This is a genomic window from Streptomyces sp. R41 (genome assembly GCF_041053055.1).
Lineage (GTDB): Bacteria > Actinomycetota > Actinomycetes > Streptomycetales > Streptomycetaceae > Streptomyces.
In genome coordinates this window covers 4898518-4922984 of sequence record NZ_CP163443.1, presented here as the reverse complement: position 1 = coordinate 4922984, position 24467 = coordinate 4898518, and the positions used below count along the sequence as shown (strand labels likewise).

Below are 24467 nucleotides of genomic sequence, written 5' to 3'. Positions count from 1 at the left end.
CGGCCATGAGCAGCTCGGCAAGCAATGTCGTGAACGGCGGCATCTCCTTCTGGTACGCGGACGACGGCCTCCCCGAGACGCGGGAGCCGCTGCCCGGCGACGCGTCCGCCGACGTCGTCATCGTGGGCGGCGGCTACACGGGACTGTGGACCGCGTACTACCTGAAGAAGGCGTCCCCCTTCCTCCGTATCACCGTCCTGGAGCAGAAGTTCTGCGGTTACGGCGCCTCGGGGCGCAACGGCGGCTGGCTCTACAACGGCATCGCGGGCCGCGACCGGTACGCGAAGCTGCACGGCCAGGAGGCGGCGGTCCGCCTTCAGCAGGCGATGAACGAGACGGTGGACGAGGTGGTGCGGGTCGCCGCCGAGGAGGGCGTCGACGCCGACATCCATCAGGGCGGCGTCCTCGAAGTGGCGTACACACCCGCCCAGTTGGCCCGGCTCAAGGCCTTCCACGCGCACGAGCTGTCGTACGGCGAGAAGGACCGCGAGCTGTACGGCGCCCGGGAGACCGCCGAGCGGATCCGGGTCGCGGACGCGGTGGGCTCGACCTGGACCCCGCACGGGGCACGGCTGCACCCGGTGAAGCTGGTCAAGGGGCTCGCGGCGGCCGTCGAGGCGCTCGGCGTCACCATCCACGAGCAGACGCCGGTCACGGAGATCCGCCCGAAGCACGCGGTCACGCCGTACGGCACGGTCCGCGCGCCGTACGTGCTGCGCTGCACGGAGGGCTTCACGGCGAATCTCAAGGGCCAGAAGCGCACCTGGCTGCCCATGAACTCGTCGATGATCGCGACGGAGCCCCTGTCGGCGGAGCAGTGGGAGTCGATCGGCTGGGAGGGCCGCGAGACGCTCGGCGACATGGCGCACGCGTACATGTATGCGCAGCGCACCGCCGACGACCGCATCGCGCTCGGCGGCCGCGGAGTCCCGTACCGCTTCGGCTCGCGCACCGACAACGACGGCCGCACGCAGCAGGCGACCATCGAGGCCCTGCACGAGATCCTGGTCCGCTTCTTCCCGTCCCTGGCCGGGGTGCGGGTGGCGCACGCCTGGTCGGGTGTCCTCGGCGTCCCGCGCGACTGGTGCGCCACGGTGACCCTGGACCGCTCGACGGGCCTCGGCTGGGCCGGCGGCTACGTCGGTTCGGGCGTCGCCACCACCAACCTCGCCGCGCGCACGCTGCGCGACCTGATCCAGCAGGACTCCGGACAGTCGGGCCCGACGGACCTGACCGCCCTCCCGTGGGTCAACCACAAGGTCCGCAAATGGGAGCCGGAGCCCTTCCGCTGGATCGGCGTGCACGGCATGTACGCCACCTACCGCACGGCGGACCGCCGCGAACTGACCACGCACAGCGCTCAGTCGTCGCGCCTTGCTCAGGTGGCGGACCGGGTGGCCGGGCGGCACTGAGGAAACTTTGCCCTCTGATTGCCGTCCCACGGCTCTCTCATAACTCCCTTCCCCTCAAAGCTGTTTGGCAGCTTGTGTCATGTACGCCACGGCTTCCTCAGGGGAGGGAACTTTCATGGCAGCCAAAGGCTTCCGAAGAAGAAGACGAGTGTGGGCGGTCTTCGCCGCGAGCGCCGCTCTGGGTCTGACGGTTACGCAGGCCCAGGCGGCGTCGGGCGGTGACACCGACCCCTTCGGTGTGCGAGCGCTACAGCGACAGGCCCTTCTGCACCAGCAGAAGGGCCTGTCGGCGTTCGCGGAGGACCCGGGGGAGGAGGACGAGGACGAGTCGGGGAACATCGCCGAGCAGGCCGACCAGTACGCCGAGGCGCGGACCTCGCCGGGGATCGTGGCGCCGGGCGCGTACGGGGCGGCGTTCGACCAGCTCTCCGATCTGCCGCACACGGGCGGCAGTTGGAGCGATGTGACCCGGCTGCCGTACGACTCCGACGACTCGCGCTACCGCGACATCAACTCCAACTCCAGCGGCGGCGCGGGCAAGGTCACCGGACGGGTGACCGGGCTCGCGGCCGACAGCCACGGGTATGTGTACGCGGGCGCCGCCAACGGCGGTGTCTTCCGGTCGAGCCGTGGGGGCGGCCACTGGAAGAACATCTCCGACCGGCTGCCCGCCCTCTCCACCGGCGATCTGCAGCTCGATCCGCGCGGCCGCCTCTGGTACGCGACCGGCGAGGCCAACACCAGCGCGACCTCCTTCCTCGGGACCGGCGTCTACGTCCTCGACGATCCGCGCAAGGGCAGCTTCAGCCCGCGTGACCGGGTCGGCGGGGACGAGCTGGAGTCCACGTCCATCAACGCGCTGCGGTTCGGCGGCGACAAGGTGTGGGCCGCCACCACGCGCGGGGTGTGGAGCCACTCCACCAAGTCCCTGAAGGGCGCGTGGAAGCTGGAGTTCGCGCCCAGTCCCGACTATCTGCCGGGCGGTTCGAAGGCGTCCGACCCGTCGGCCGCGTACAAGAACATAACCAGCGACATAGCCATCGACCCGAAGAACCCGAGCAAGGTCGTGCTGGCCGTCGGCTGGCGCGGCGGCGACACCTACAACGGCTTCTACGCGAAGGGCAGCCGGGGCTGGGAGCGGCTGACCGGTCTGGGGGATCTGCCGACCAACAGCGAGGACGTCGGCAATGTGACCTTCGCGCGCAGCGCGGACGGGTCGCGGTACTACGCCATCGACCAGTCGCCCGAGATGACCGCCGAGAACCCGGACAGCGGACTGGAAGGCATCTTCGTCTCCAAGTCCGGTTCACCGACCGGGCCCTGGACGAGGATCGCGGGATACGAGCGGCTGCGGGACTCGGGCTCAGCGCTCACCGGTGACGGATACCAGCCCGGGATCCAGGCCTGGTACGACCAGTTCCTCCAGGTCGACCCGAAGGACCCCGAGCATGTGTACGCGGGCCTGGAGGAGGTCTTCGAGACCAAGAACGGCGGGGCGAGCTGGAGCGTGCCCGGGCCGTACTGGAACTTCGGCTTCGCGTGCTGGTCCATCGACCCGGCCAAGCAGAGCGGCGACTGCCCGGCGACCACCCATCCGGACCAGCACTCGGTCGCGATCGGCAGTGACGGGGGCGCGCCGTATCTGGTGGTCGGCGACGACGGCGGTGTCTACAAGCGGCCCGTGAAGGGAAGCGCCGACGCCTCGGGGCACGCCACCGACTGGAAGTCCCTGAACGACGGCACGATGGACGCGCTGCAGTACTACTCGGTGGGCGTGGGGACCGACTCCCGCGGCCTTGCCGTCACCGGCGGCCTGCAGGACAACGGGCAGTCGATCCTGCGTCCCGGCGACCGCGTGATGGGCTCCAACTTCGGCGGTGACGGCGGCGACACGATCGCCGACCCGGACAACGGCTGCAACATAGCGGCGGAGTACGTGTACCTGGCCGTCTCGGTCACCAACAACTGCGCCGTGAATGACGGCAGTTGGGTCACCGACCCGTCGAAGGCGACCTCCTACTCCGTGGCCCCGCCCGACAACGCCACCGGCGAGGCCCGCTTCATCGCCCCGCTGAACGCCGACATCAAGGACAAGAACACCTGGGTCGCGGGCGGCCGCCACGTCTGGATCAACACCCACGGGTACGCGATCCGCAGCGGCGGTGAGTGGTTCGGCGCGTACGACCTCGGTGAGGGCCACACGGCCACCGCCGTCGCCTCCTCCGGCGGAAAGGTGTACGCCGCCTGGTGCGGCCCCTGCAACAACCAGGGCTTCACCCGGGGCATCGCGGTCGGCAACGCCGACGGCACGGGCTGGCACCAGCTGACCCTCCCGGTCGACGGCACGGTCCCCAACCGCTACCTGTCCGGCCTCGCCATCGACCCGGCCGACTCCGACCACGTGCTGCTCGCCGTCAACGGCTTCTCGCGCAAGTGGACCGAGGGTCCGGGCGCGGGCGTCGGTCACCTGTTCGAGACGACGGACGGCGGGGTGACCTGGAAGGACGTCTCCGGAAACCTGCCCGACGTGCCCGCCAACTCGGTGGCCCTGCTCAAGGGCGGCGTCGTCGCGGTCGGTACGGACCTCGGCGTGCTGGTGCGGACCTCCCGCTCCTCCGGCTGGAAGGTCGCCGGGGACAACCTGCCCACGACGGCCGTGCTCCAGCTGCGCACCGGGCCCGACGGGCGGCTGTACGCGGCCACGCACGGGCGGGGGATCTGGGCGATCGACGTACGGCGACTGCGCTGATCCTCTGAAGTGCACGGCAGCGGGGCGGGGCCGGACGGGGCCCCGCCCCGCTGCCGTGCACGCGTCCGGTTCAGGCCACCGACTCGGGTACGGGCGCGTCCGCGGGGGCGTGTTTCGGGGGCTTCGCCGTGACCATCAGGCCCGCGACCAGGCCGGCCAGGAGCATGATGCCGACGGCCCACCAGATGGCGACGGTGTAGCCGTGCACGATGCCCTCCTTCGTGATCAGGGCCTGCTGGGCGGGGTCGTGGAGGTGGGCCGCGATGTACGCCGCGCCACTGGTGGTGGCGATGGTGTTCAGAAGGGCCGTGCCGATGGAACCGCCCACCTGTTGCGAGGTGTTGACCGTCGCCGAGGTCACGCCCGAGTCCTGCGGGGCGACCCCGGCGGTGGCGGTGGCGAAGACCGGCATGAACGTCAGGCCCATGCCGAGGCCCATCAGGATCAGGCCGGGCAGCAGCCGGCCCGCGTAGTCGGAGTCGACCGCGAGCTGGGTGAAGATCAGCATGCCGCCGGCCGCGAGGATCATGCCGGGGACCATCAGCATGCGCGGTGCCACGTGCTGCAGTAGCCGGGCCGAGATCTGCGTGGAACCGACGACGATCGCGGCCGTCAGGGGCAGGAAGGCCATGCCGGTCTTCACGGGCGAGTAGCCGAGGACGACCTGCAGGTAGTAGGTCAGGAACAGGAACATGCCGAACAGGCCGATGACGGCGAGGGCCATCGTCAGGAAGCAGCCGGCGCGGTTGCGGTCCTTGACGATGTGCAGGGGGAGCAGCGGGCTCGCCGCCTTCGTCTGCCAGACGACGAAGGCGATCAGCAGGGTGACGCCGACCGCGAACAGGGACAGGACCAGCGGGTCCGTCCAGCCGCGCGGCTCGGCCTCGCTGAAGCCGTAGACGAGCGCGACCAGGCCGCCGCAGCCCAGCATCACACCGGGTATGTCGAGCCGGGCGTTCTTGTTGCCCGGGCGGTCGCGCAGCAGGGCGAACGCGCCGAAGACCGCGATGATCGCGATGGGGATGTTGACGTACAGACACCAGCGCCAGTTCAGGTACTCGGTCAGCAGCCCGCCCGCGATGAGACCGATCGCCGAACCGCTGCCCGCGAGGGCGCCGTAGACACCGAAGGCCTTTCCGCGCTCCTTCGGGTCGGTGAAGGTGGTGGTGAGCAGCGACAGCGCGGAGGGGGCGAGTACGGCGGCGAAGCTGCCCTGGAGCGCGCGGGCGCCGAAGAGCATGCCGGGGCTGGTGGCCGCGCCGCCCACTGCGGAGGCGACGGCGAACCCGATGAGCCCGAAGACGAAGGTGCGCTTGCGGCCGACGAGGTCGGCGATCCGGCCGCCGAGCAGCAGAAGACCGCCGAAGGCCAGCGTGTACGCCGTGATGACCCACTGCCGGTTGCCGTCGGAGATGCCCAGGTCGTGCTGCGCGGAGGGGAGCGCGATGTTCACGATGGTCGCGTCCAGGACGACCATCAGCTGTGCGAGGGCGATGATCACGAGGCCCCACCAGCGGTGGGCATCGGCGCCTTCGGGAGCCTGGGGTTCACCTGTTCGGGTGACGCTCACCTGGCCAGAAGACCATGAAAAGGGATGTATCGCATCTTCGCGTCGTGTGCCATCGGAGGGCGCACTTGTGGGGGGTGCGCCTTCGGAGAGCGCGCCTTTCGGGTGCCTGGTCACGGCTCCAGCACCACCTTTCCGATCGTGCCCCGGGTTTCCAGCGCCCGGTGCGCGGCGGCCGCCTCGGCGAGCGGGAAGCGCGTCACGGCGGGGGCGAGGCGACCGGCGGCCGCCTCGGCGAGGGCGCGCAGTTCCAGGGTTCGTACGGGGTTGGGGCCGCCTGCCTTGCGCAGCATCACGGGGCCGAGCACCTGCTCCGTCACGCCCTCGACGATCAGCGGCTCCCCGCCCTGGATGCCCTCGCCTGACCAGCCGAAGACGATGTGCCCCCCGCCGGGGCCGAGGAGACCGACGGCGGCGCGGGCGACCTCGCCGCCCACACCGTCGAAGACGACCGTCGCCGTGCGCGGGCCGAGGTGGGCGCGGACCTGCTCCGGCCAGGCGGGGTCCTTGTAGTCGACGGCCAGGTCGGCGCCGTTGTCGCGCACCCGGGCCACCTTCTCCGGGCCGCCCGCGAGACCGATCACGGTGGCGCCCGCGTGCTTCGCGTACTGCACGAGGAGGGTGCCGATGCCACCCGCGGCGGCGGGCACGACGGCCACGGAATCGGGGCCGAGCTCGGCGAACTGCAGGATCCCCATGGCCGTACGACCTGTTCCGATCATGGCGACGGCCTGGGCGAAGTCCAGGTTCCCGGGGATCTCGTGGAGGCGGTCGACATCGGTGACGGCCAGTTCGGCGTAGCCTCCGGGCGCGAAGCCGAGGTGGGCGACGACGCGCTTGCCGAGCCAGAGACCGGCGACGCCCTCGCCCAGGGACTCGACGGTTCCGGCGACCTCGCGGCCGGGGATCGTCGGCAGTGGCGTGGGCTCGGGGGCCGGGCCCCGCATGCCTTCGCGCAGGGCCGCGTCCAGGAGGTGGACGCCCGCCGCGGCCACGGCGATACGGACCTGGCCGGGGCCCGGCTCGGGGTCCTCGGCCTTCTCGTGGGTGAGGTTCTCGGCCGGGCCGAAGGCGTGCAGGCGGATGGCGTGCATGGTGGGTTCCCCAATCGTCCTGAGAAACCCAGCGTTCAACCTCAAGCATGCTTGAGGTCAAGGCGCTCCCGGATCCTGAAGGCCAGCGCGACGGCTTCGAGGGCGCTGTTGAAGGAGACCTCCGAGAGCACGCCGGGGGCGGCGACCTGGTCTCCCGCCAGGTAGACGCCGTCGCCCCGGTCGATCGACGGCCGGTCCCGCCAGCTGGTGCCTGGCAGGTCGACCGCGCCGGTACGACCGTTCGCGACGGCCTCCCGCCGCCAGGTGACGCGCTCGCGCCAGCCCTCGAACGCGAGGTCGAGGAGGCGCTCGGCACGGGCGACGCCGTCCGCCCCGGACTCGTGCGGGGCGATCGGGATCTGGCCCTGGACGAGCTGCTCCCCGGCCGGGGCGAGGGTGCGGTCCTGGGCCGTGAACCGCTCGATCCAGCCGGGCGCGTCCAGGTCGGAGACCGCGAAGGCGTCGCCCCGCCGGGTGCGCACGGCCAGGTCGATGAGAGCGGTACGGCCGCCGGTCCAGGTGAGGGAGTCGTCCTTGAGGAGACGGCGGGCCGCGGCGAGGGAGGTCGCGACGACGACCGGCCCCTGACCCACGGGGACGGTGTCCACACGGGCCAGGGTCTCCATGCGCACGCCGAGATTCCATGCCCGGGCGGCCATCCGGTCGATGACGCTCGCCCATCCGCCCCGTGGGTAGTGCGCCTCCGGGGGCAGCTTGGTGGCCCGGCGCAGCCGTTCCTGCACGAAGGCGGCGGAGAGCGAACCGGGGTCGTGGTGGAAGAGGGCGACGGCGGAGTAGTGCGCGGCGGCCCGCGCGCCTTCCTCTCCCGCCTGTTCCGTCGCCCACGTCATGAAGTCCACGTCCACGGGAGCCTGTTGGGAGGAGCGGCGCAGCAGCTTGAGCATCGCGAAGGGCGGGGTGCGGCGCAGGGCGCCCTTGTGGTGCAGCCGCAGCCGGGCGGCTTCCAGGGGCGGGATCGGGGCGAGCGGCCCGATCAGGTTCCGCTGCTTGAGCCAGGTCCAGTGCGGGCCGCCGCTGTAGAGGGCGTGGGGGCCTTCGTTCGTCCGGTACGGGCCCTCGGCGGTGCGGGCTCGGCCGCCGAGCGTGTGGTGCGCCTCGTACACGGTGACTTTGGCACCGGCCTCGGCGGCGGTGATGGCTGCGGTGAGTCCGGCGAAGCCGCCGCCGATGACGGTGATGTGCTGCATGGTTGGCCTCTCCCTGCTGTGGGGCTTCTTGGTGAATACGACTGGTCGAGGGCCCCGGAATGTGACATGGGCGGCGTCTTCGCAGGTCGGGGGGATTGTCAGTGGCGGCGTGCAGTATGGGGGCATGGTGAGGAGAGCGGCGGGTGGGAGCGGCGGTTCGGGCGGGAAGGTGCCCGGGAGCGGGGTGAAGGCGGCGCGACGGCCGGAGGTGCGGCTGCCGGCGCTGGAGCCGTACGGCGGCGGGGAGTTGGAGCCGGACGGGGACTACGACGGGCTGGATTTCCAGGAGCTGGACTTCGTCGGTCAGGACGGCGGCGGCGCCCGCTTCATGGACTGCGCGCTGACGGGCTGCGCGCTGGACGAGACGTCGCTGCATCACGCGCGCGTGCTGGACTCGGTCCTGACGGGCATACGGGGCGTGGGCACCGATCTCGCAGAGTCGACCCTGCGCGACGTCGAACTGATCGACGCCCGCCTCGGCGGAGTGCAGCTGCACGGGTCCGTGCTGGAGCGCGTCCTGATCCGCGGCGGCAAGATCGACTACCTGAACCTGCGCAAGGCCCGCCTCAAGGACGTCGTCTTCGAGGGCTGCGTCCTGGTCGAGCCGGACTTCGGAGGAGCCCGCCTGGAGCGCGTGGAGTTCGTGGACTGCGTCCTCAAGGGAGCGGACCTCACCTCGGCGACCCTCACGGATGTGGACCTGCGCGCGGCGGCGGAGCTGGACATCGCGCGGGGGGTGGGCCGGCTGGCGGGGGCGGTGATCAGTCCGGTCCAGCTGATGGATCTGGCGCCGGTGCTGGCGGCGGAGATGGGGGTGCGGGTGGTGGGGATCGACCAGGACTGATCGGTCGGGGCGACCGCTGGGCTGATCTCGGCGACGAGGTCCAGGTTCGCGAGGCGGACTTCCGGCGGCCGGCCGAGGGGTTCTTCGCCGAGATCGAGGCCAAGGTCCTGCAGACCGGGCGTTTTCTTGCCGACCGGGCCGACGCGTGGGCGTACGTGGTGGTGTCAGCCCACCCGGGGGAAGCGGGCCTGGAGGGTCCAGATCGCCGGGTTCTCGGCCAGGTCGTCGTGCAGGTCGGTGAGGTCGGCGATCAGGTCGTGCAGGAAGTCGCGGGCCTCACGGCGGAGTTCGGAGTGGGAGAAGGTCAGCGGCTCCTCGTCGCCCGGCATCCAGTCTGCCTCGATGTCCACCCATCCGAAGCGGCGCTCGAAGAGCATGCGGTCGCTCGACTCGGTGAAGTCCAGCTCCGCGTGCTGCGGCCGGGAGGCCCGGCTGCCGCGCGGGTCCTGGTCGATCTGCTCCACGATGTCGCACAGCGCCCACGCGAAGTCGAGCACCGGCACCCATCCCCAGGCTGTGGACAGCTCCCGGTCCGCCTTGGTGTCGGCGAGATAGACGTCACCGCAGAACAGGTCGTGCCGCAGCGCGTGGACGTCCGCGCGGCGGTAGTCGGTCTGCGGGGGGTCGGGGAAGCGGTTGGAGAGGGCGTAGCCGATGTCGAGCACGTAGGTGATGGTGTCACGGCCGGGTGGGCGGCTCCGCCGACCGCGGGGTGACGGTGACAGGGCCCCGGAGGACGGCGTCCCCGGAGGGTCGCGTGCCCGGGACGGCGTGCTCGGGACCGCGTGCCCACAGAGCCCCGTCCCGCGGGAGCGCGGGCCCCCGAGGGCCCCGTTCACGCAGGACGCGCGTTCACGGACCGCGTGCTCCGAGGCCCGGTTCCTGTAGGACCGCGTGCTCAGGCCCCCGTCCCTGCAGGACCGCGTGCTCGGAGGACCCGGTCTCTGCAGGACTTCGTGTCCCGAGGACCCGGTCTCTGCAGGACCGCGTGCTCGGAGGACCCGGTCTCTGCAGGACTTCGTGTCCCGAGGACCCGGTCTCTGCAGGACTTCGTGTCCCGAGGACCCGGTCTCTGCAGGACTTCGTGTCCCGAGGACCCGGTCTCTGCAGGACTTCGTGTCCCGAGGACCCGGTCTCTGCAGGACTTCGTGCCCCGAGGACCCGGCCCCCGCAGGACTTCGTGCCCCGAGGCCCCTCCCTACAGGACCGCATCCCCACAGCACCGCCTCCCCCATAGGATCACTGACGTGCCCCGATATTCCGTCGCTGTCCCCTTTGCCCTGGCGTTCGCCGTCGCCCTCGCCGGGTGCAGTGGAGGCGGCGTGCATGGGAAGCCCGGCGCGTCCGGGGTCCGTGACCCGTACTTCCCGAAGATGGGCAACGGCGGCTATGACGTCAGCCACTACGGCCTGACGCTCTCCTACGAACCCAAGACGCGGCATCTCGTCGGCACCGCGGAGATCACGGCGCGGGCCACCCAGAACCTCAGCGCGTTCAACCTCGACCTCAAGGGGCTGGACGTCGACGGCGTCACCGTCGAGGGCAAGGTCGCCCGCTGGAACCGCGCAGGCCAGGAGCTGACCGTGCGCCCGCACGACGACCTCGACAAGGGGGAGACGTTCCGTGCGACGGTCCGCTACTCGGGCGACCCCGAGACGATCACCGACCCGGACAGCTCGGAGGAGGGCTGGCTGCGCACGGCCGACGGCTCCCTCGCCCTAGGCGAACCCACCGGCTCGATGGCGTGGTTCCCCGGCAACCACCATCCCTCCGACAAGGCGTCGTACGACATCACGATCACGGTTCCGGAGGTCCTGCAGGCCGTCTCCAACGGCGAGTTGAAGAGGGAGACGACGAAGAACGGCCGTACGACCTTCGCCTGGCACACCGCCGAACCGATGGCGAGCTATCTCGCCACGGTCGCGATCGGCAAGTACAAGATCACGCGCTCGACCACGAAGAACGGCCTGCCCGTGTACGTCGCCGTCGACCCGACGCAGACCGAGGCGAGCAAGAAGGTGCTCGCGCGCATCCCGGACATCATGGAGTGGGAGGAGTACAACTTCGGCCCGTATCCCTTCTCCTCGACGGGAGCGATCGTCGACCGCCCGGACGACGCGGGCTACGCCCTGGAGACCCAAGCCCGCCCCGTCTTCCCGGGCGCTCCCGAGACCGAGCTCCTCGTCCACGAACTGGCTCACCAGTGGTACGGCAATTCCGTCACCCCCAAGACATGGCGGGACATGTGGCTCAACGAGGGCTTCGCCACGTACGCGGAGTGGCTGTGGCAGGAGGACCACGGTGGCGACACGGCCGACGAGATCTTCCACTCCCTCTACAAGGGCGACTACTACGAGAACCCGGATGAGAACAAGGCCATCTGGGCCTTCCCGCCCGCCAAGCCCTCCGGTGCCGCGCACATCTCCGACAGCCCCGTCTACGACCGCGGCGCGATGGTCCTCCACAAGATCCGCCAGGCCGTCGGCGACGACACGTTCTACGACATCATCCAGGGCTGGGCCGCCGGCCACCGCCACGGCAACGCGGACACCGACGACTTCACGGCGTACGTGGAGAAGAAGGCGCCGGACAAGGATTTCAGCGAGATCTGGAAGGACTGGCTGTACGGGGAGGGCAAGCCGGCGAAGCCGTGACCCGGTCGGTCGGGTCGGTCACGCGCGCCGGTCGAGTCGGTCGGGTCGGTCACGCGCGCCGGTCGAGTCGGTCGGGTCGGTCACGCGCGCCGGTCGAGTCGGTCGGGTCGGTCACGCGCGCCGGTCGAGTCGGTCGGGTCGGTCACGCCCGCCGGTCGAGTCGGTCGGGTCCGTCACGCCCGCCGGTCGAGATCGATCCGCATGGCGGCGCGGGCGTCGCGGACGGCCTGTTGGTGGGCCTCGCGTGCCTCCTGGCAGGCGGACGACCGCAGAGAACTGCCGGAAGCGAGGACGTCGCGCAAACGCCGCAGGCTGTAATACGCGGCGTCTATGGCGGACACCATCTCGGTCGGCACGCAGATGACGGCGGACTCCCGCGCCTCGTTGCAGCCGGACGCCCGGAACGCCTCCCGCACCGCCGCGTCGAGCCCCGCGGCCTCCCGTTCCTGGTCCCCGGTGGCCATTGCTCGCATGGCTTCATGGGCCTGCCGGAAGGTGACCAGGCAGGCCCAGTAGATCTCCCTGCGTTCCTGCCGCGCCCGTTCCCCCGCGTCCCGTCGCCACCGCGTCCGGTCGGCGACGACCGTCGACCCGACCCCGACGAGCGCCCCGAACCGGGGACCGGCCAAGGTCATCCACTCCACGGCTCACCCTCCAACTCGGCCAGCAATTGGGGAAGCCGGGGCGGCCAGAGGGCGTCCGTCGTGTCGGCCAGTTCCTGCCGGGTCCACCAGCGCCAGTTCAGGATCGCGTCCTCGGCGTGCGTGGCGGCGAGATGGTCGCCGGCCGGCTCACGACGGGGGCCGCGCGCCACGTAGATGTGCTCGTGCTGGCGCACGGGAACTCCGGCCCGGGTGAAGTCGTGCTCCCAGGTGCACAGCAGCGGGCCCGGCTCCAGGTCGTCCCACCCGGTCTCCTCGCGCAGCTCCCGCAGGGCACCCTCCCGCGGGCTCTCCCCGTCTTCGAGCCCGCCGCCGGGCATGGCCCAGTGGACGCCGACCTCTTCGTTGTCGTACCGGAAGAGGAAGACCGAACCGTCGGGGTCGAGCACGGCGACGCGCGCCGACGCGCGCGGGGTGCGCAGCGCCTTGCGCAACACCGCGCAGGGCCGACCCAGTTGGAGATCCTTGCGCCGATCGACGACCTCGTACCCGAGGGCGGTCCAGAAGGCCAGGGCCTCGGGGTTGTCGTCGAGGACGGCGAGACGCACGGCCGTGCGGCCCGCGGAGCGGAAGCGGTCCTCGACGAGGCCTGCCAACTGTCGCCCGTACCCCTGGCGTCGCGTGCCCGCGTCCACGAGAAGCAGGCCGATCCAGGGGTCGGGATCGGCCGGGTCGGGGTGGTGCGCGAGGGTGATCGCGACCCCGATGAGCCGTCCGGCGGCGCGCCCGAGCAACACCTCCGCGCCCGGATTCGCCGACTCGGCGGCGAGCGCCGCCGCGACCTGCTCCGGGCGGATGTCGTCCGGGTCCGGACAGTCCCCGCTCAGGGCGTGGAAGTCGCGGTGGGAGGCGTAGAGCGAGGTGACTTCGGTGAGCAGCGGGCCGGGGATGTCGTGGTCGGGGCCGAGGGGGAGGGGGTCGAGTCGCATGGCGCGCAGATTAGCCAGTGGCCGTGCGGCTCGGGCCCGGCCGCCCGGCGTCGACCCCCGGCAGGAGCTTGGCGAGCGAACGGGCCGCGCGAGGATCCGCTTTGGAGATGGCGGTCCTTTTGGGCATAGCAGTCCTCGAGGTGAGGCGCTCGCCGAGGACGCCGCGCTCCTGCGGACCGGGGGGAAGGCCCAGGCGGTGCCCATGCGCTGAGTGTCTGACACGCGAGGAGCCCCCGGCCTGGGCCGGGGGCTCGTCAGGAAGCGCGTGTCGAACGTCAGACGCTCACGCCGAAGTCCTGGGCGATGCCCACCAGGCCCGAGGCGTAGCCCTGGCCGACCGCGCGGAACTTCCACTCCGCGCCGTTGCGGTAGAGCTCGCCGAAGACCATGGCCGTCTCCGTCGCCGCGTCCTCGGAGAGGTCGTAGCGGGCGATCTCGGTGCCGCCGGCCTGGTTGACGATGCGGATGTAGGCGTTGCGGACCTGGCCGAAGTTCTGCGAGCGGGTCTCCGCGTCGTAGATGGAGACCGGGAAGACGATCTTGTCGACGTCGGCGGGGAGGCCCGCCAGGTTGACGTTGATCGCCTCGTCGTCGCCCGCGCCCTCGCCCGTGCGGTTGTCGCCGGTGTGGACGATGGTCTGGTCGGGGGTCTGCTTGTTGTTGAAGAAGACGAAGTGGGCGTCCGAGTAGACCTTGCCCTGGGGGTTGACCGCGATGGCCGAGGCGTCGAGGTCGAAGTCGGTGCCCGTGGTGGTGCGGACGTCCCAGCCGAGGCCCACGGTGACGGCCGTCAGGCCCGGAGCCTCCTTGGTGAGCGAGACGTTGCCACCCTTGGACAGGCTTACAGCCATTGGGAGTCCTTCCCTCGTTGCGTACGGGCTTCGTACTGGGGACGAAGCTACCGGTACCCCTATGAACGCCGAGAGGGGTACCCGAGGTTCCTGGTCTCTTTACTTTCTTTACCGATGGGCCTTCTTTACCGAGAGCGGGAGTGAGTACGGGACCGGAACCCGAGGGCGACACTCTCGTACGGCCTTGAAAACGAGGTGACGTGGGCCCGTCATGCACGCGACCATGGACCCATGTCCGGTCCATACGTCATCCGCGGCTCCGTCTCCCTGCCCGAGGCCGAGCTCATGTGGCGTTTCTCGCGCTCCAGCGGGCCCGGCGGACAGCACGTCAACACCAGCGACTCGCAGGTCGAGCTGCGGTTCGACCTCGCGAAGACCGAGGCGCTGCCGCCCGTCTGGAAGGAGCGCGCCCTCGCCAAGCTCGAGGGGCGGCTCGTAGACGGGGTGATCAGCGTCAAGGCCTCCGAGCACCGCTCCCAGTGGCGCAACCGGGAGACCGCGGCCGTACGACTCGCCTCCCTGCTCGCCGAGGCCACCGCCCCGCCGCCCAAGCCCCGCCGGGCCACCCGTATCCCGCGCGGGATCAACGAACGTCGGCTGCGCGAGAAGAAGCAGCGCTCCGACACCAAGCGCGGCCGCTCCGGGCGCGACTGGGGCTGAGGGATCCCAGGGAAGCCGTTCAGCGCGGGCCACGGCCCTGTCACATTCCTTCCGCGCGCTCCGTCAGACCACTGACGGGACGGACCGCGACGAGGAGATGTGACCGACATGAGCGACAGCGAATCCCCGAATGCGCCGGGTACGTCGGATGCGCCGGGTACGCCGGATGTACCGGGTACGTCGGATGTACCGGGTACGTCGGATGTACCGGGTACGTCGGATGCACCGGGCGCGTCGGGCGCGCCCGGCGGCAATGAGGCCGAATTCCTCGCCGAGCGGTTCGAATCGCAGCGGAGTCATCTGCGCGCCGTCGCCTACCGCATGCTCGGGTCGCTCGCCGAGGCCGATGACGCCGTGCAGGAGGCCTGGCTCAAGCTCAGCCGGACCGATGCGAGCCGGGTCGACAACCTCGGCGGCTGGCTGACGACCGTCGTGGGGCGGGTCTGCCTGGACATGCTGCGTTCGCGCAGGACGCGCGGCGAGGAGCCCCTGGCGGAGCCCGGCGATGTCCCCGTGCGGATGCCGGAGCCCGTCATCAGTCCCGTCAGCGGCATCGACCCCGAGCAGGAGGCGCTGCTCGCCGACTCGGTGGGCCTGGCCCTGCTCGTCGTACTGGAGACACTGACACCCGCCGAGCGGCTCGCCTTCGTGCTGCACGACCTGTTCGCCGTGCCGTTCGAGGAGATCGCGTCCATCGTGGGCCGTACGCCGGCGGCGTCCCGTCAGCTCGCCAGCCGGGCCCGGCGCCGGGTCCAGGGCGGGGCGCCCGCGCCGGACCCCGACCTCGCCCAGCAGCGGGAGGTCGTCGACGCGTTCCTGGCGGCGGCGCGCGAGGGCGACTTCGACGCCCTCGTGGCGGTGCTGGATCCGGATGTGGTGGCGCGCTCGGAAGGCGGCGTGACGGCCGGGGCCATCGCCGTGGCCACGGGGGCGAGCAGCTTCGCCCACCTCGCCCGTGTCGCGCGGCCCGCCCTCGTCAACGGCGCCGCGGGTGTCGTGGTGGTCACCGAGGGGCGCCCGGTCGGCGTTCTCGCCTTCACGGTCGTACACGGCAGGATCGCCGCGATCGACATCCTCAACGACCCGGAGCGGCTGGCCGGACTGGACCTGACGCTCCTGGAGAGCTAGGAGCCGCTGCCCCAATTGGCGATATCGGCCTTTGCGGACCGCTACCCCAACTGCCGGTACCGGCCCTTGAAATACGTCAGCGGTCCGCCGTCCGCGCTCGGCACCCGCGCCGTAAGAACGCGGCCGATGACGAGCGTGTGGTCGCCGGCGGCCAACCGCTGCTCCGTGCGGCACTCCAGGGTCGCCAGGGCGCCGCCCACCAGTGGCGCCCCGGCGATCTCGCCGCGCACGTAGGGGATGTCCTCGAAGAGCAGCCGGTCGCTGATGCGGCCCTTCATGGCGAAGCGGCCGGCGATGTGGCGCTGGCTCTCGGAGAGTACGGAGACGGCCCACAGGGGCTGTTCGGCGAGCAGGTCGTCCATGCGGGAGCCCTCGCGCAGGCTGACCAGGACGAGCGGCGGGTCCAGGGAGACGGACATGAAGGCCGTCGCGGTCATGCCGACGTCCTCGCCGCCGGGGCCGTCCGGGTCCAGCGCGTCCTCGCGCGCGGTCACCAGGACCACACCCGCGGCCAGCCGGGACATGGCGGCGCGGAACTCGTCGTTGCTCACCCCCTCAGCATGCACGGATGCGGAGGGTGGAGCGGCAGGGGGAGTCTTCAGCACGCCAAGACGCTAGTCTCCGGCCTCGGGGCGGCACATCGGACCTCGGCCCGAACCTGGTCCTAGGACCAAGGGCGGACACAATCAGTCACAGTCCCTGCACAGGTCCCCGCTATGCGTTCAGTAATCGCACGAGGAAAATGCAGAAACCCCACTCAATTGTTCATGTTCACCTGTGACTTGAGTCACAGGGGCCATAAATTGTTGACCCTGTGTACCGAGTGGGCAGCGCGCTGTGATTCAGTGGCGGAGGCGCTACGCACGAAGCTACCAAGCAGTACGCGGAAGAGCATCGAAGAGCACGCACCGAAGAGCACCTAGTACGCCGAGAGAACCCTGGAGTTGCTGCGAGGTCTCGAGGGGAGGGCGAATGGAGACCGAGTCGGAGCCCTACGTCCGTCTTGCGACCCTGCGGCAGCTGCATCAGGTGATGGCGGACATGAACACCGCCCGCAGCCTGGCCGACACGCTGCAGACCGTCGCCGACGGCGTGGTCACCGGCCTCGGCTACGAGCTGGCGTGTGTCAACCTCGTACGTCCGGACGGCGACCTCGTGGTCGCCGCGCTCGCCGGCAACTCCGCCGCCGAGGCCCTGATCACCGGCCGCGTCGGCTCACGCGCCTCCTGGGACCGCCGGCTGAACATGGGCGAGGCCTGGGGCGACCTCAGGTTCATACCGCACACCGAGGGCTGGGTCCTCGACGAGGACGACGTACCGCAGTGGTACACCGACGGTCCCGCGCCCCGCTTCGAGGACGAGTGGCACCCCTCCGACCGTCTCTTCGCGCCCATGTACACCCCGGGTGTGTCCGGCGCCGCCTGCGGTGAGCTGATCGGCGTCCTGTCCGTGGACCGGCCGCGCAACGGCCGGCGGCCGGGCGCGTGGGGCCGTGAGGCGCTCCAGATGTACGCCTTCCAGGCCGCCATCGCCATCAGCAACGCGCGTCTACGCGCGAACATGCAGCGCGCCCTGGTCAGGCTGGAGCGCGAGCAGCAGGCCCTGCGCGCCAGCGAGGAGTCCTTCCGCCAGGCCTTCGAGTACGCCCCGTCCGGCATGGCGATCGCCGAGATGGGCGGCGACCAGCACGGCCGCATCCTGCGGACGAACGACGCCCTGTGCCGTCTCCTCGGCCGACCCGCCTCCGCGATGCGCCGTTACTCCTTCTCCGACCTCGTGCACCCCGAGGACATCGGCACCCTGCTCAGGACGTCCGCCGAGGGTGGGCGGGCCGAGCTGCGGCTCGGCCGCCGCGACGGCACGTATGTCTGGGTCCACCTGCGCAACTCCGTCGTCGCGGACGCCGCCGACGGCCCTCGCTTCCTGCTCACCCACGTCGAGGACATCGAGGAGCGCAAGCGCCGCGAGCTGCAGCTCGCCCACCGCGCCTCGCACGACGCGCTCACCGGCCTGCCGAACTCGGCCGAGCTGCGCTCCCGGCTCAGCGCCCGCCTCTGTCAGCGTCCGCAGTCCCTGCCGCCCGGCGCGGTCGCCTCCCTGGACGCGGCCTACGGGCACGGGCAGTACGCGGAGCTGCCGGGCGCGGCGTACGAGGGGAACGGGCATCCCGCGTACGACGGCAACGGCCACGGTTTCGACTTCCGGTCCGACTCCGAGGCGTACGACGCCTTCGATCACCACGTGCACACGATCGCGCCCGAGGGCGAGACGGACGACGGCACCAAGGGGCTCGCGGTGCTCTTCTGCGATCTCGACGGCTTCAAGTCGATCAACGACCGGTTCGGGCACAACGCGGGTGACGCGGTTCTCATCGAGGTGGCCAGGCGGCTCACCAGCGGCGTCCGGGACGGCGACACGGTGGCCCGGCTCGGCGGCGACGAGTTCGTGGTGCTCGCCGACGGGCTCGGCCGCGCCGACGCCCAGGACCTCGCCGTACGGCTGCGGAACGCGATCATTCCGCCCATCCGGGTCGACGGACGGGCGGTCCGCGTGGGCGCCAGCTTCGGCATCGGGTGGGCACACTGCGGCATGACGGCGGACGAGGTGTTGAAATCCGCTGACGAACGGATGTACGTCGAGAAACGGTCTCGTCCCAAAGCGCACAGGCGTGCGGGATAAAGAGCAGGTCAGTGGGTTGATGCGGTGAAGGCCACCCGTTTGGCCCCGCTGGAGCGGGTAGGCTCGCCATTCATCCGTGTACCGCATTCGTAACCCGCACCTGTTGAGGAGACCAAGGGATGACGCCCGGCAACAACGGCGCGAGCACGCCCGAGGACGACGACCCGTTCGGCTATCTCTACGCCGATGGTCAGGCCAACGGAGCCACCCCGCCCAGTGGAGGCGGCGGCTACGGCTACCCCGGCTCGGTCAACCGGGTGCGGGCGGTCGGTGAGCGCCAGTACGGCCAGCCGGCCCCGACCGCGCAGTACGGCCAGCAGGCGCCGACCGCGCAGTACGGCCAGGTCCCGCAGCAGCAGACGTACGGCCAGCCGAACGCGCACTACGCCGCCCCCGAGACGGTGGGCGGCGCGCCCACCACCCGGCAGCCGCTGCCCGGCGACGGCGGGGGCCGCGGCCGCGGCCCCAACACCAAGGGCCTCCTCATCGGCGCGATCGCCGTGGTCGCGGCGGTCGTGATCGGCATCGGTGTGGCGATGCTCGGCGGCAACTCGGACGACGACAAGAGCGGCGACCAGGCGGGCTCGACCCCGTCGACGTCCCAGAGCGCGGAGCCGAGCCAGTCGAGCACCAGCAGTGCCGCGAGTGAAGGGGACCTGCCCAAGATCGACGCGAAGGCGTTGAACCTGGGGACCGGTGTGACCACGGCATCCGACGTCAAGGGCGCGAACGCCGACGGTGGAATCTATGTGACGGGCCTCAACCAGGTCGGCGCCAAGGTCACGTGGACCGTCAGTGGCATCGAGAAGGCCGGTTCCTACCGGCTGTATGTGCGTTACGACATCCCCGGTGTGGATGCCAACGCGACGCTGTCGGTCAACGGCAAGGCCAACACGCAGCCTCTGGGGATGAAGAACTTCATCCTCTCGCCCGAGGGCGACTGGGAGAAGGGCTGGCAGTCCACTTGGGCCCCTGTGACGTTGACCAAGGGCACCAATGTTCTGGAGATCTCCTGCGGCCAGGGAAACCAGTGCAACGCCTTCCTCGACCAGGTGTGGCTCCAGAAGGGCTGACGGTGCGATTCGCCGCGGCCCTTTCTCTTCTCACGCCGCCGTAGCGTCCCCAGTCACCGCTATCTGGTCGAGCAGGGTCTCGTACGCCGCGTGATCGAACTCGCCTGCTGTGGGGGCCAGTACGGTCGCCGCGGACAGGGCGACGGCGCGGGCGAGGCGGTCCGGCCACGGCAGGTGCTCGACCAGGCCCGACAGCAGGCCGGCGACCGCCGAGTCGCCTGCGCCTGTTGGGTTGCCGTGGACGCGGTGCGGTGGGGTGGCGCGCCAGCGGCCCTCCGCGTTGGCGGCGAGGAGGCCTTCCGCGCCCAGGGAGGCCACGACCGTGTGGGCGCCGCGTCTGCGGGCGTCCCTGGTGGCCTGCAACGGGTCGTGGGAGCCGGTGAGTTCGGCGAGTTCGTCGGCGTTCGGCTTGACGATGTCGGGGCGCGCCGCGACCCCGCGGCGCAGTGGTTCGCCGCTGGTGTCGAGGAGGACCGGGACGGCCGCCGCGCGGGCCGTGCGGACGAGCCCCGCGTACGCGCCCACCGGCACCCCCGGCGGCAGGCTGCCGCACAGGGCCACCGCCGAGGCGGAGCGCAGCAGCACCTCGTACGCCTCCTGGAAGGCCGCCCACTCGGCCGGGGTGATCTCCGGGCCGGGTTCGTTGAGCTGAGTCGTGTCACCCGTCGTCGCGTCGACGACCGCTATCGTGCGGCGCGTCGATCCCGTCACCGGGATCAGCGCGTCCACCACGCCTGGTGTGTGCGTGAGTTGGTCCTGCACCGCGCGGCCGGTCGCGCCGCCCGTGAAGCCCGTGACCGTCACCTCGTGACCGAGGGCGGCGAGCACCCGGGCCACGTTCAGGCCCTTGCCGCCCGGGCGTTCGGTCACCTCGGTCACCCGATGCGAGGTGTGCGGCCGCAGGGACCGTATGCGGTAGGTGATGTCGAGAGCGGTGTTCAGCGTGACCGTGAGGATCACCTGGGCCGACCTCCCCCGAAGAGAATCATGAAGTAGACGCCGCGTATGCGCTTACCGGTTGTTCCGGAGGCTCGATCATGCCAAAGACAACGGCGGTCGGCCCAGTCCCGCGGGCCAACCGCCGTGCTTGAACAGTCAATTGTTGTACGTCGGTAGTCATCCGCCGTACGTCGGCGGGGGACCAATCAGCCCAGTTGGGGATCGACCACCCATTCGCCCCTGCGCATCACGCCCTTGAGCCCGAAGTCGGCGTCGAGGACCACCAGGTCGGCGTCCTTGCCCGGCTCCAGCGAGCCCACCTTGTCGTACACGCCGAGCAGGCGCGCGGGGTTGGCGGAGAGGGCCGCCACGACGTCCTCGACCGGCAGCCTGTCGATCGTCACCGCGCGCTGGAAGGCGCGGTCGAGCGTGAGCGTCGAGCCCGCGATCGAACCGCCCTCCACGAGGCGGGCGACGCCGTCCGCCACGTCGACCTCCAGCGGGCCGAGCATGTAGCGGCCGTCGCCGAAGCCCGCCGCGTCCATGGCGTCGGTGATGAACGCGACCCGGTTCCGGCCCGCGTGATGGAACGCCAGCTCCAGGGAGGCCGGGTGCAGATGCGTGCCGTCGTTGATCAGCTCGACCGTGATCCGCTCGTCCTCCAGGAGGGCGGCGATGGGGCCCGGGGCGCGGTGGCCGAGCGCCGGCATCGCGTTGAACAGGTGCGTCGCCACGGTCGCTCCCGCGTCGATGGCCTCCTGCGTCTGCTCGTACGTCGCGTCGGTGTGCCCGATCGCCGCGATCACCCCGTGCTCGGCCAGCAGGCGTACGGAGTCGATGCCGCCCGGCAGTTCGGTGGCGAGGGTGACCATCTTGGCCCGGCCGCGCGCCGCGTCGATCAGCTTGCGGACCTCCGCCGGGTCCGGGTCGCGCAGCAGCTCCTCGGAGTGCGCGCCCTTGCGGCACGGGGAGATGAACGGGCCCTCGAAGTGGATGCCCGCGATGTCGCCCTGCTCGGCCAGCTCGGACAGCAGCCCGGCGCGCTCGGCAAGACCGTGCATGTCGCCGGTGACGGTCGAGGCGACGACCGTCGTGGTGCCGTGCAGCCGGTGCGTGTGGACGCCCTGGAGGACCTCCTCGACGGTCCCGGAGGTGAAGGACGCGCCTCCGCCGCCGTGGTTGTGCATGTCGACGAAGCCGGGCACCAGCCAGTGGCCCGACAGATCGACCGTCTCCGTCTCGGTGGGGGCGCTTCCAGCGATCCGCGCGCCGTCGACGATCACGCGGCCGCCGTCCACGATCCCGGTGGGCAGGACCACCCGGGCGCCGGCGAGAACCTTGCTAGGGGCCATCAGGTGGTTACCTCCGAGCGGTCGGTGATGTCGTTTTCGAGTAGATCCCAGGCCAGCAGGCCCGCGCCCAGGCAGCCGGCCGTGTCCCCGAGGGCCGCCGGTACGAGGGACGGCAGCTTCTGGAAGGTGACGCGCCGCTCGACGGCGGCCCGCAGCGGTGTGAACAAGGTTTCCCCCGCCTCCGCCAGACCGCCACCGATGATCAGGGTGCGCGGGTCCAGCAGGGTGAGCGCGGTGACGAGCCCGTCGGCGAGCGCGTCGACGGCCTCCTGCCAGACGGCTGCAGCTCGCGGATCCCCGGACTCCACGGCCTTCGCGCAGTCCGCCGCGTCCGCCTCCGGATCGCCGGACGCCCCGGCCCAGGCCTGGCTGACCGCCGCCGCGGACGCGTACCGCTCCAGACAGCCACGCTGCCCGCACGGACACGGGGTCCCTCCGGGGCGTACGACGACATGACCGATCTCGCCCGCGAAGCCGTGCGCGCCCTCCTCGACGCCGCCGTCGATGCCGATGGCGCCCGCGATGCCGGTACCGAGGGGGACGAACAGGAAACGGTCCGCGCCCTGCCCCGCGCCGATGCGGCCCTCGGCGAGCCCGCCCGTGCGCACGTCGTGGCCGAGTGCGACGGGCACGCCGCCCAGCCGGTCGCCGAGCAGCCGGCGCAGCGGGACATCGCGCCAGCCGAGGTTGGCCGAGTACACGGCGATGCCCTGCGCGGCGTCGACGATGCCGGGGACGGCGACTCCGGCGGCCGACGCGGGCTCGCCGAAGCGCTGCTCGCCGTACCCGCGCAGCTCGGCGGCGAAGCCGAGGATCGTCTCGACGACGGCCTGCGGACCGCGCTCCCGGCCGGTCGCCCGGCGGGCTTGATGGAGCAGCTCGCCGTCTGCCCTCACGAGGGCGGCCTTCATCCCGGTGCCGCCCACATCGAGGGCGATGACATGTCTCACGGGGGACAGTGTCGCCCCTTACCCCAGGAGAGGTCTAGTCCACTCACGTGGTGTAGACCTTGTATCCGCATTCCGAGACAGATGCAACGGACGCAGAAGCAAAGAGCGCCAGGGGTCGGCCAGGGGTTGGCCGGGGGTTGGGAGAAGACAGCTGTGCAGCGGCGTAGGACAGGACTGATCGCGGTGATCTCCGCCCTGGGTATGACGGCGACCCTCGCGGGCTGCGGCGGCTCGGGCGGGTCCTCGGACGTGACCCTCAAGCTGGTGGCCGCCGACTACGGCGACTCCAAGGCCAACAGCTCCCAGAAGTACTGGGACAAGCTGGCCAAGGAGTACGAGGCCGACCACCCGGGGGTCGAGGTCGAGGTCAGTGTCTACCCCTGGACCGACGTCGACCGCAAGGTCAAGGAGATGGTCGCGGCGGGCGACGCGCCCGACATGGCGCAGATCGGCGCGTACGCCGACTACGCCGCGAAGGGCGAGCTCTACAAGGTCGACGACCTGATCTCCATACCCGTGCAGGCCAACTTCGTCCCGCAGCTCACGGACGCGGGGCAGATGGACCGGACGCAGTACGGTATGCCGTTCGCCTCCTCCACGCGGCTGCTCTTCTACAACAAGACGCTGTTCTCGCAGGCCGGGCTCACCCCGCCGCGGACCTGGAGCGGGCTCGCCGCCGACGCCAAGGCGCTCAAGTCCAGGGGCGTCAAGTTCCCGTACGCGCTGCCGCTCGGCCCTGAGGAGGCGCAGGCCGAGACGATGCAGTGGTTGCTGAGCGGGGGCGGCGGCTACACCGACGACGTCGGTACGTACTCCATCGACTCGCCGCAGAACATCAAGACGCTCACCTGGCTCAAGGACGAACTGGTCGGCAAGGGGCTCACCGGGCCCGTCGCGCCCGCGAAGCTGAATCGCGCCGACGCGTTCTCCGCGTTCACGCGCGGCGAGGTCGGGATGCTCGTCGGGCACCCCACGCTGATGCAGACGGCCGCCAAGAAGGGCGTGAAGTTCGGCATGGTGCCGATGCCCGGCATCGACGGCAGGGCCAAGTCCACGATGGGTGTCGCCGACTGGATGATGGCCTTCAAGAAGAACGGCCACGGCGAGCAGATCGGCGACTTCCTCGACTTCGTCTACGACGACAAGAACGTGCTCGCCTTCTCCCACGAGTACAACCTGCTGCCGGTCACCGCGTCGGCGTCCGAGGCCATGGCCGGCGACAAGAACGACCAGGACCTCGGCCCGTTCCTGGACCAGCTCCCCTCCTCCGTGCTCTACCCCGTCGGGAAGACCTCCTGGGCCGGGATCAGCGCCGACGTCAAGAAGCAGATCGCCCGCGCTGTGAGCCCGAGCGGCAGCCCGACGGCGATCCTGGGGTCGCTCCAGATCACGGCGACGACGGAGGACAGCGCGGCGTAGCGCTGTCAGTGCCGGGGGATACCGTGCTGTCCATGGAGGACCTCACCCCGCGGGAACAGGGCATCCTCGCGATGGAGCGCCGCGGCTTCTTTGGCCCGGGGGCCAAGGAGCGGGCGATACGGGAGCAGCTGGGCCTGCCCCCGGTGCGCTACTACCAACTCCTCAACGCCCTCCTGGACGACCCGCGCGCCCTCGCCCACGACCCGATCACGGTCAACCGCCTCCGGCGGGTCAGGGAGGGGCGCCGGGGGGAGCGGTGACGGGGGTGTGGGTGGGGTGGGTTTTTCGCCCCCGCCG

At 71.0% G+C, this 24467-nt stretch carries 21 protein-coding genes; 10 read left to right on the top strand and 11 right to left on the bottom strand.

All coding sequences use genetic code 11. The annotated features are described in order from the left end of the window. Window positions 1-5: 5 nt before the first annotated feature. Together AB5J53_RS22495 and AB5J53_RS22490 are read left to right on the top strand one after the other, a co-directional pair. Window positions 6-1412 carry an NAD(P)/FAD-dependent oxidoreductase gene (locus tag AB5J53_RS22495; RefSeq protein ID WP_369247468.1) on the top strand — a complete coding sequence of 469 codons (1407 nt, stop codon included), beginning with the start codon at window positions 6-8 and terminating at the stop codon, window positions 1410-1412. 115 nt (window positions 1413-1527) lie between these two features. Continuing rightward, a complete protein-coding gene (locus AB5J53_RS22490; protein WP_369247467.1) occupies window positions 1528-4161 on the top strand; it encodes a glycosyl hydrolase in 2634 nt (877 codons plus the stop codon). Window positions 4162-4231: 70 nt separating this feature from the next. Here AB5J53_RS22490 and AB5J53_RS22485 read toward each other — a convergent pair whose 3' ends face one another. The 3 genes from AB5J53_RS22485 to AB5J53_RS22475 form a co-directional block, all read right to left on the bottom strand. Next, window positions 4232-5731: an MFS transporter gene (locus AB5J53_RS22485; protein ID WP_369247466.1), complete on the bottom strand. Its 1500-nt coding sequence runs from the start codon at window positions 5729-5731 to the stop codon at window positions 4232-4234. 110 nt (window positions 5732-5841) lie between these two features. Next, complete coding sequence (locus tag AB5J53_RS22480; RefSeq protein WP_369247465.1) at window positions 5842-6822, bottom strand: zinc-binding dehydrogenase; 981 nt, start codon at window positions 6820-6822, stop codon at window positions 5842-5844. 41 nt (window positions 6823-6863) lie between these two features. Further along, window positions 6864-8030 (bottom strand): FAD-dependent oxidoreductase, encoded by a 1167-nt coding sequence (locus tag AB5J53_RS22475; RefSeq protein WP_369247464.1) that lies wholly within the window; start codon window positions 8028-8030, stop codon window positions 6864-6866. Between the two features lie 124 nt (window positions 8031-8154). On the opposite strand from AB5J53_RS22475, the gene AB5J53_RS22470 reads away from it, so the two are divergent. Then, a complete protein-coding gene (locus tag AB5J53_RS22470) occupies window positions 8155-8874 on the top strand; it encodes a pentapeptide repeat-containing protein (RefSeq protein WP_369247463.1) in 720 nt (239 codons plus the stop codon). A 164-nt stretch (window positions 8875-9038) separates the two neighbouring features. Here AB5J53_RS22470 and AB5J53_RS22465 read toward each other — a convergent pair whose 3' ends face one another. Further along, the gene (locus AB5J53_RS22465; protein WP_369247462.1) at window positions 9039-9539 is read right to left on the bottom strand and encodes a hypothetical protein; all 501 of its coding nucleotides are present in this window, start codon (window positions 9537-9539) and stop codon (window positions 9039-9041) included. Window positions 9540-10121: 582 nt separating this feature from the next. Here AB5J53_RS22465 and AB5J53_RS22460 point away from each other — a divergent pair. Further along, on the top strand, window positions 10122-11528 hold the full coding sequence (locus AB5J53_RS22460; RefSeq protein ID WP_369247461.1) for a M1 family metallopeptidase: 1407 nt from the start codon (window positions 10122-10124) through the stop codon (window positions 11526-11528). Between the two features lie 173 nt (window positions 11529-11701). Here the strand turns inward: AB5J53_RS22460 and AB5J53_RS22455 are convergent, their stop codons facing one another. The 3 genes from AB5J53_RS22455 to AB5J53_RS22445 all read right to left on the bottom strand — a co-directional run bounded on the left by AB5J53_RS22455 (window position 11702) and on the right by AB5J53_RS22445 (window position 13970). Next, window positions 11702-12172, bottom strand: a complete 471-nt coding sequence (locus AB5J53_RS22455; protein ID WP_369247460.1) for a hypothetical protein — start codon at window positions 12170-12172, stop codon at window positions 11702-11704. Next, window positions 12160-13119, bottom strand: a complete 960-nt coding sequence (locus AB5J53_RS22450) for a GNAT family N-acetyltransferase (protein ID WP_369247459.1) — start codon at window positions 13117-13119, stop codon at window positions 12160-12162. Before AB5J53_RS22450 ends, AB5J53_RS22455 begins: the two co-directional genes overlap by 13 nt. A 275-nt stretch (window positions 13120-13394) precedes the next feature. After that, window positions 13395-13970, bottom strand: coding sequence for a TerD family protein (locus AB5J53_RS22445; RefSeq protein WP_369247458.1), 576 nt, complete (start codon window positions 13968-13970; stop codon window positions 13395-13397). A gap of 231 nt (window positions 13971-14201) precedes the next feature. On the opposite strand from AB5J53_RS22445, the gene arfB reads away from it, so the two are divergent. Next, entirely contained in the window at window positions 14202-14630 is a 429-nt protein-coding gene (gene arfB / locus AB5J53_RS22440; RefSeq protein ID WP_369247457.1) for an alternative ribosome rescue aminoacyl-tRNA hydrolase ArfB, read from the top strand. Between the two features lie 108 nt (window positions 14631-14738). After that, a complete protein-coding gene (locus AB5J53_RS22435) occupies window positions 14739-15758 on the top strand; it encodes a sigma-70 family RNA polymerase sigma factor (protein WP_369247456.1) in 1020 nt (339 codons plus the stop codon). A gap of 41 nt (window positions 15759-15799) precedes the next feature. Here AB5J53_RS22435 and AB5J53_RS22430 read toward each other — a convergent pair whose 3' ends face one another. Beyond that, window positions 15800-16282, bottom strand: coding sequence for a flavin reductase family protein (locus tag AB5J53_RS22430; RefSeq protein ID WP_369252396.1), 483 nt, complete (start codon window positions 16280-16282; stop codon window positions 15800-15802). A 448-nt stretch (window positions 16283-16730) separates the two neighbouring features. On the opposite strand from AB5J53_RS22430, the gene cdgB reads away from it, so the two are divergent. Further along, window positions 16731-18437, top strand: coding sequence for a diguanylate cyclase CdgB (gene cdgB, locus AB5J53_RS22425; protein ID WP_369247455.1), 1707 nt, complete (start codon window positions 16731-16733; stop codon window positions 18435-18437). A 119-nt stretch (window positions 18438-18556) separates the two neighbouring features. Continuing rightward, complete coding sequence (locus tag AB5J53_RS22420) at window positions 18557-19510, top strand: carbohydrate-binding protein (RefSeq protein WP_369247454.1); 954 nt, start codon at window positions 18557-18559, stop codon at window positions 19508-19510. 30 nt (window positions 19511-19540) lie between these two features. On the opposite strand, the gene AB5J53_RS22415 is transcribed toward AB5J53_RS22420, so the two are convergent. From AB5J53_RS22415 to AB5J53_RS22405, 3 genes are all read right to left on the bottom strand, one after another. Next, window positions 19541-20470, bottom strand: a complete 930-nt coding sequence (locus tag AB5J53_RS22415) for a 1-phosphofructokinase family hexose kinase (RefSeq protein WP_369247453.1) — start codon at window positions 20468-20470, stop codon at window positions 19541-19543. Window positions 20471-20655: 185 nt separating this feature from the next. After that, the gene (gene nagA, locus AB5J53_RS22410; protein WP_369247452.1) at window positions 20656-21801 is read right to left on the bottom strand and encodes an N-acetylglucosamine-6-phosphate deacetylase; all 1146 of its coding nucleotides are present in this window, start codon (window positions 21799-21801) and stop codon (window positions 20656-20658) included. Further along, on the bottom strand, window positions 21801-22751 hold the full coding sequence (locus AB5J53_RS22405) for an ROK family protein (RefSeq protein WP_369247451.1): 951 nt from the start codon (window positions 22749-22751) through the stop codon (window positions 21801-21803). Before AB5J53_RS22405 ends, nagA begins: the two co-directional genes overlap by 1 nt. 153 nt (window positions 22752-22904) lie before the next feature. On the opposite strand from AB5J53_RS22405, the gene AB5J53_RS22400 reads away from it, so the two are divergent. Both AB5J53_RS22400 and AB5J53_RS22395 read left to right on the top strand, forming a co-directional pair. After that, entirely contained in the window at window positions 22905-24170 is a 1266-nt protein-coding gene (locus tag AB5J53_RS22400) for an ABC transporter substrate-binding protein (RefSeq protein ID WP_369247450.1), read from the top strand. A 32-nt stretch (window positions 24171-24202) separates the two neighbouring features. Continuing rightward, window positions 24203-24430, top strand: a complete 228-nt coding sequence (locus tag AB5J53_RS22395; RefSeq protein WP_369247449.1) for a DUF3263 domain-containing protein — start codon at window positions 24203-24205, stop codon at window positions 24428-24430. The last annotated feature ends 37 nt before the right edge of the window (window positions 24431-24467 follow it).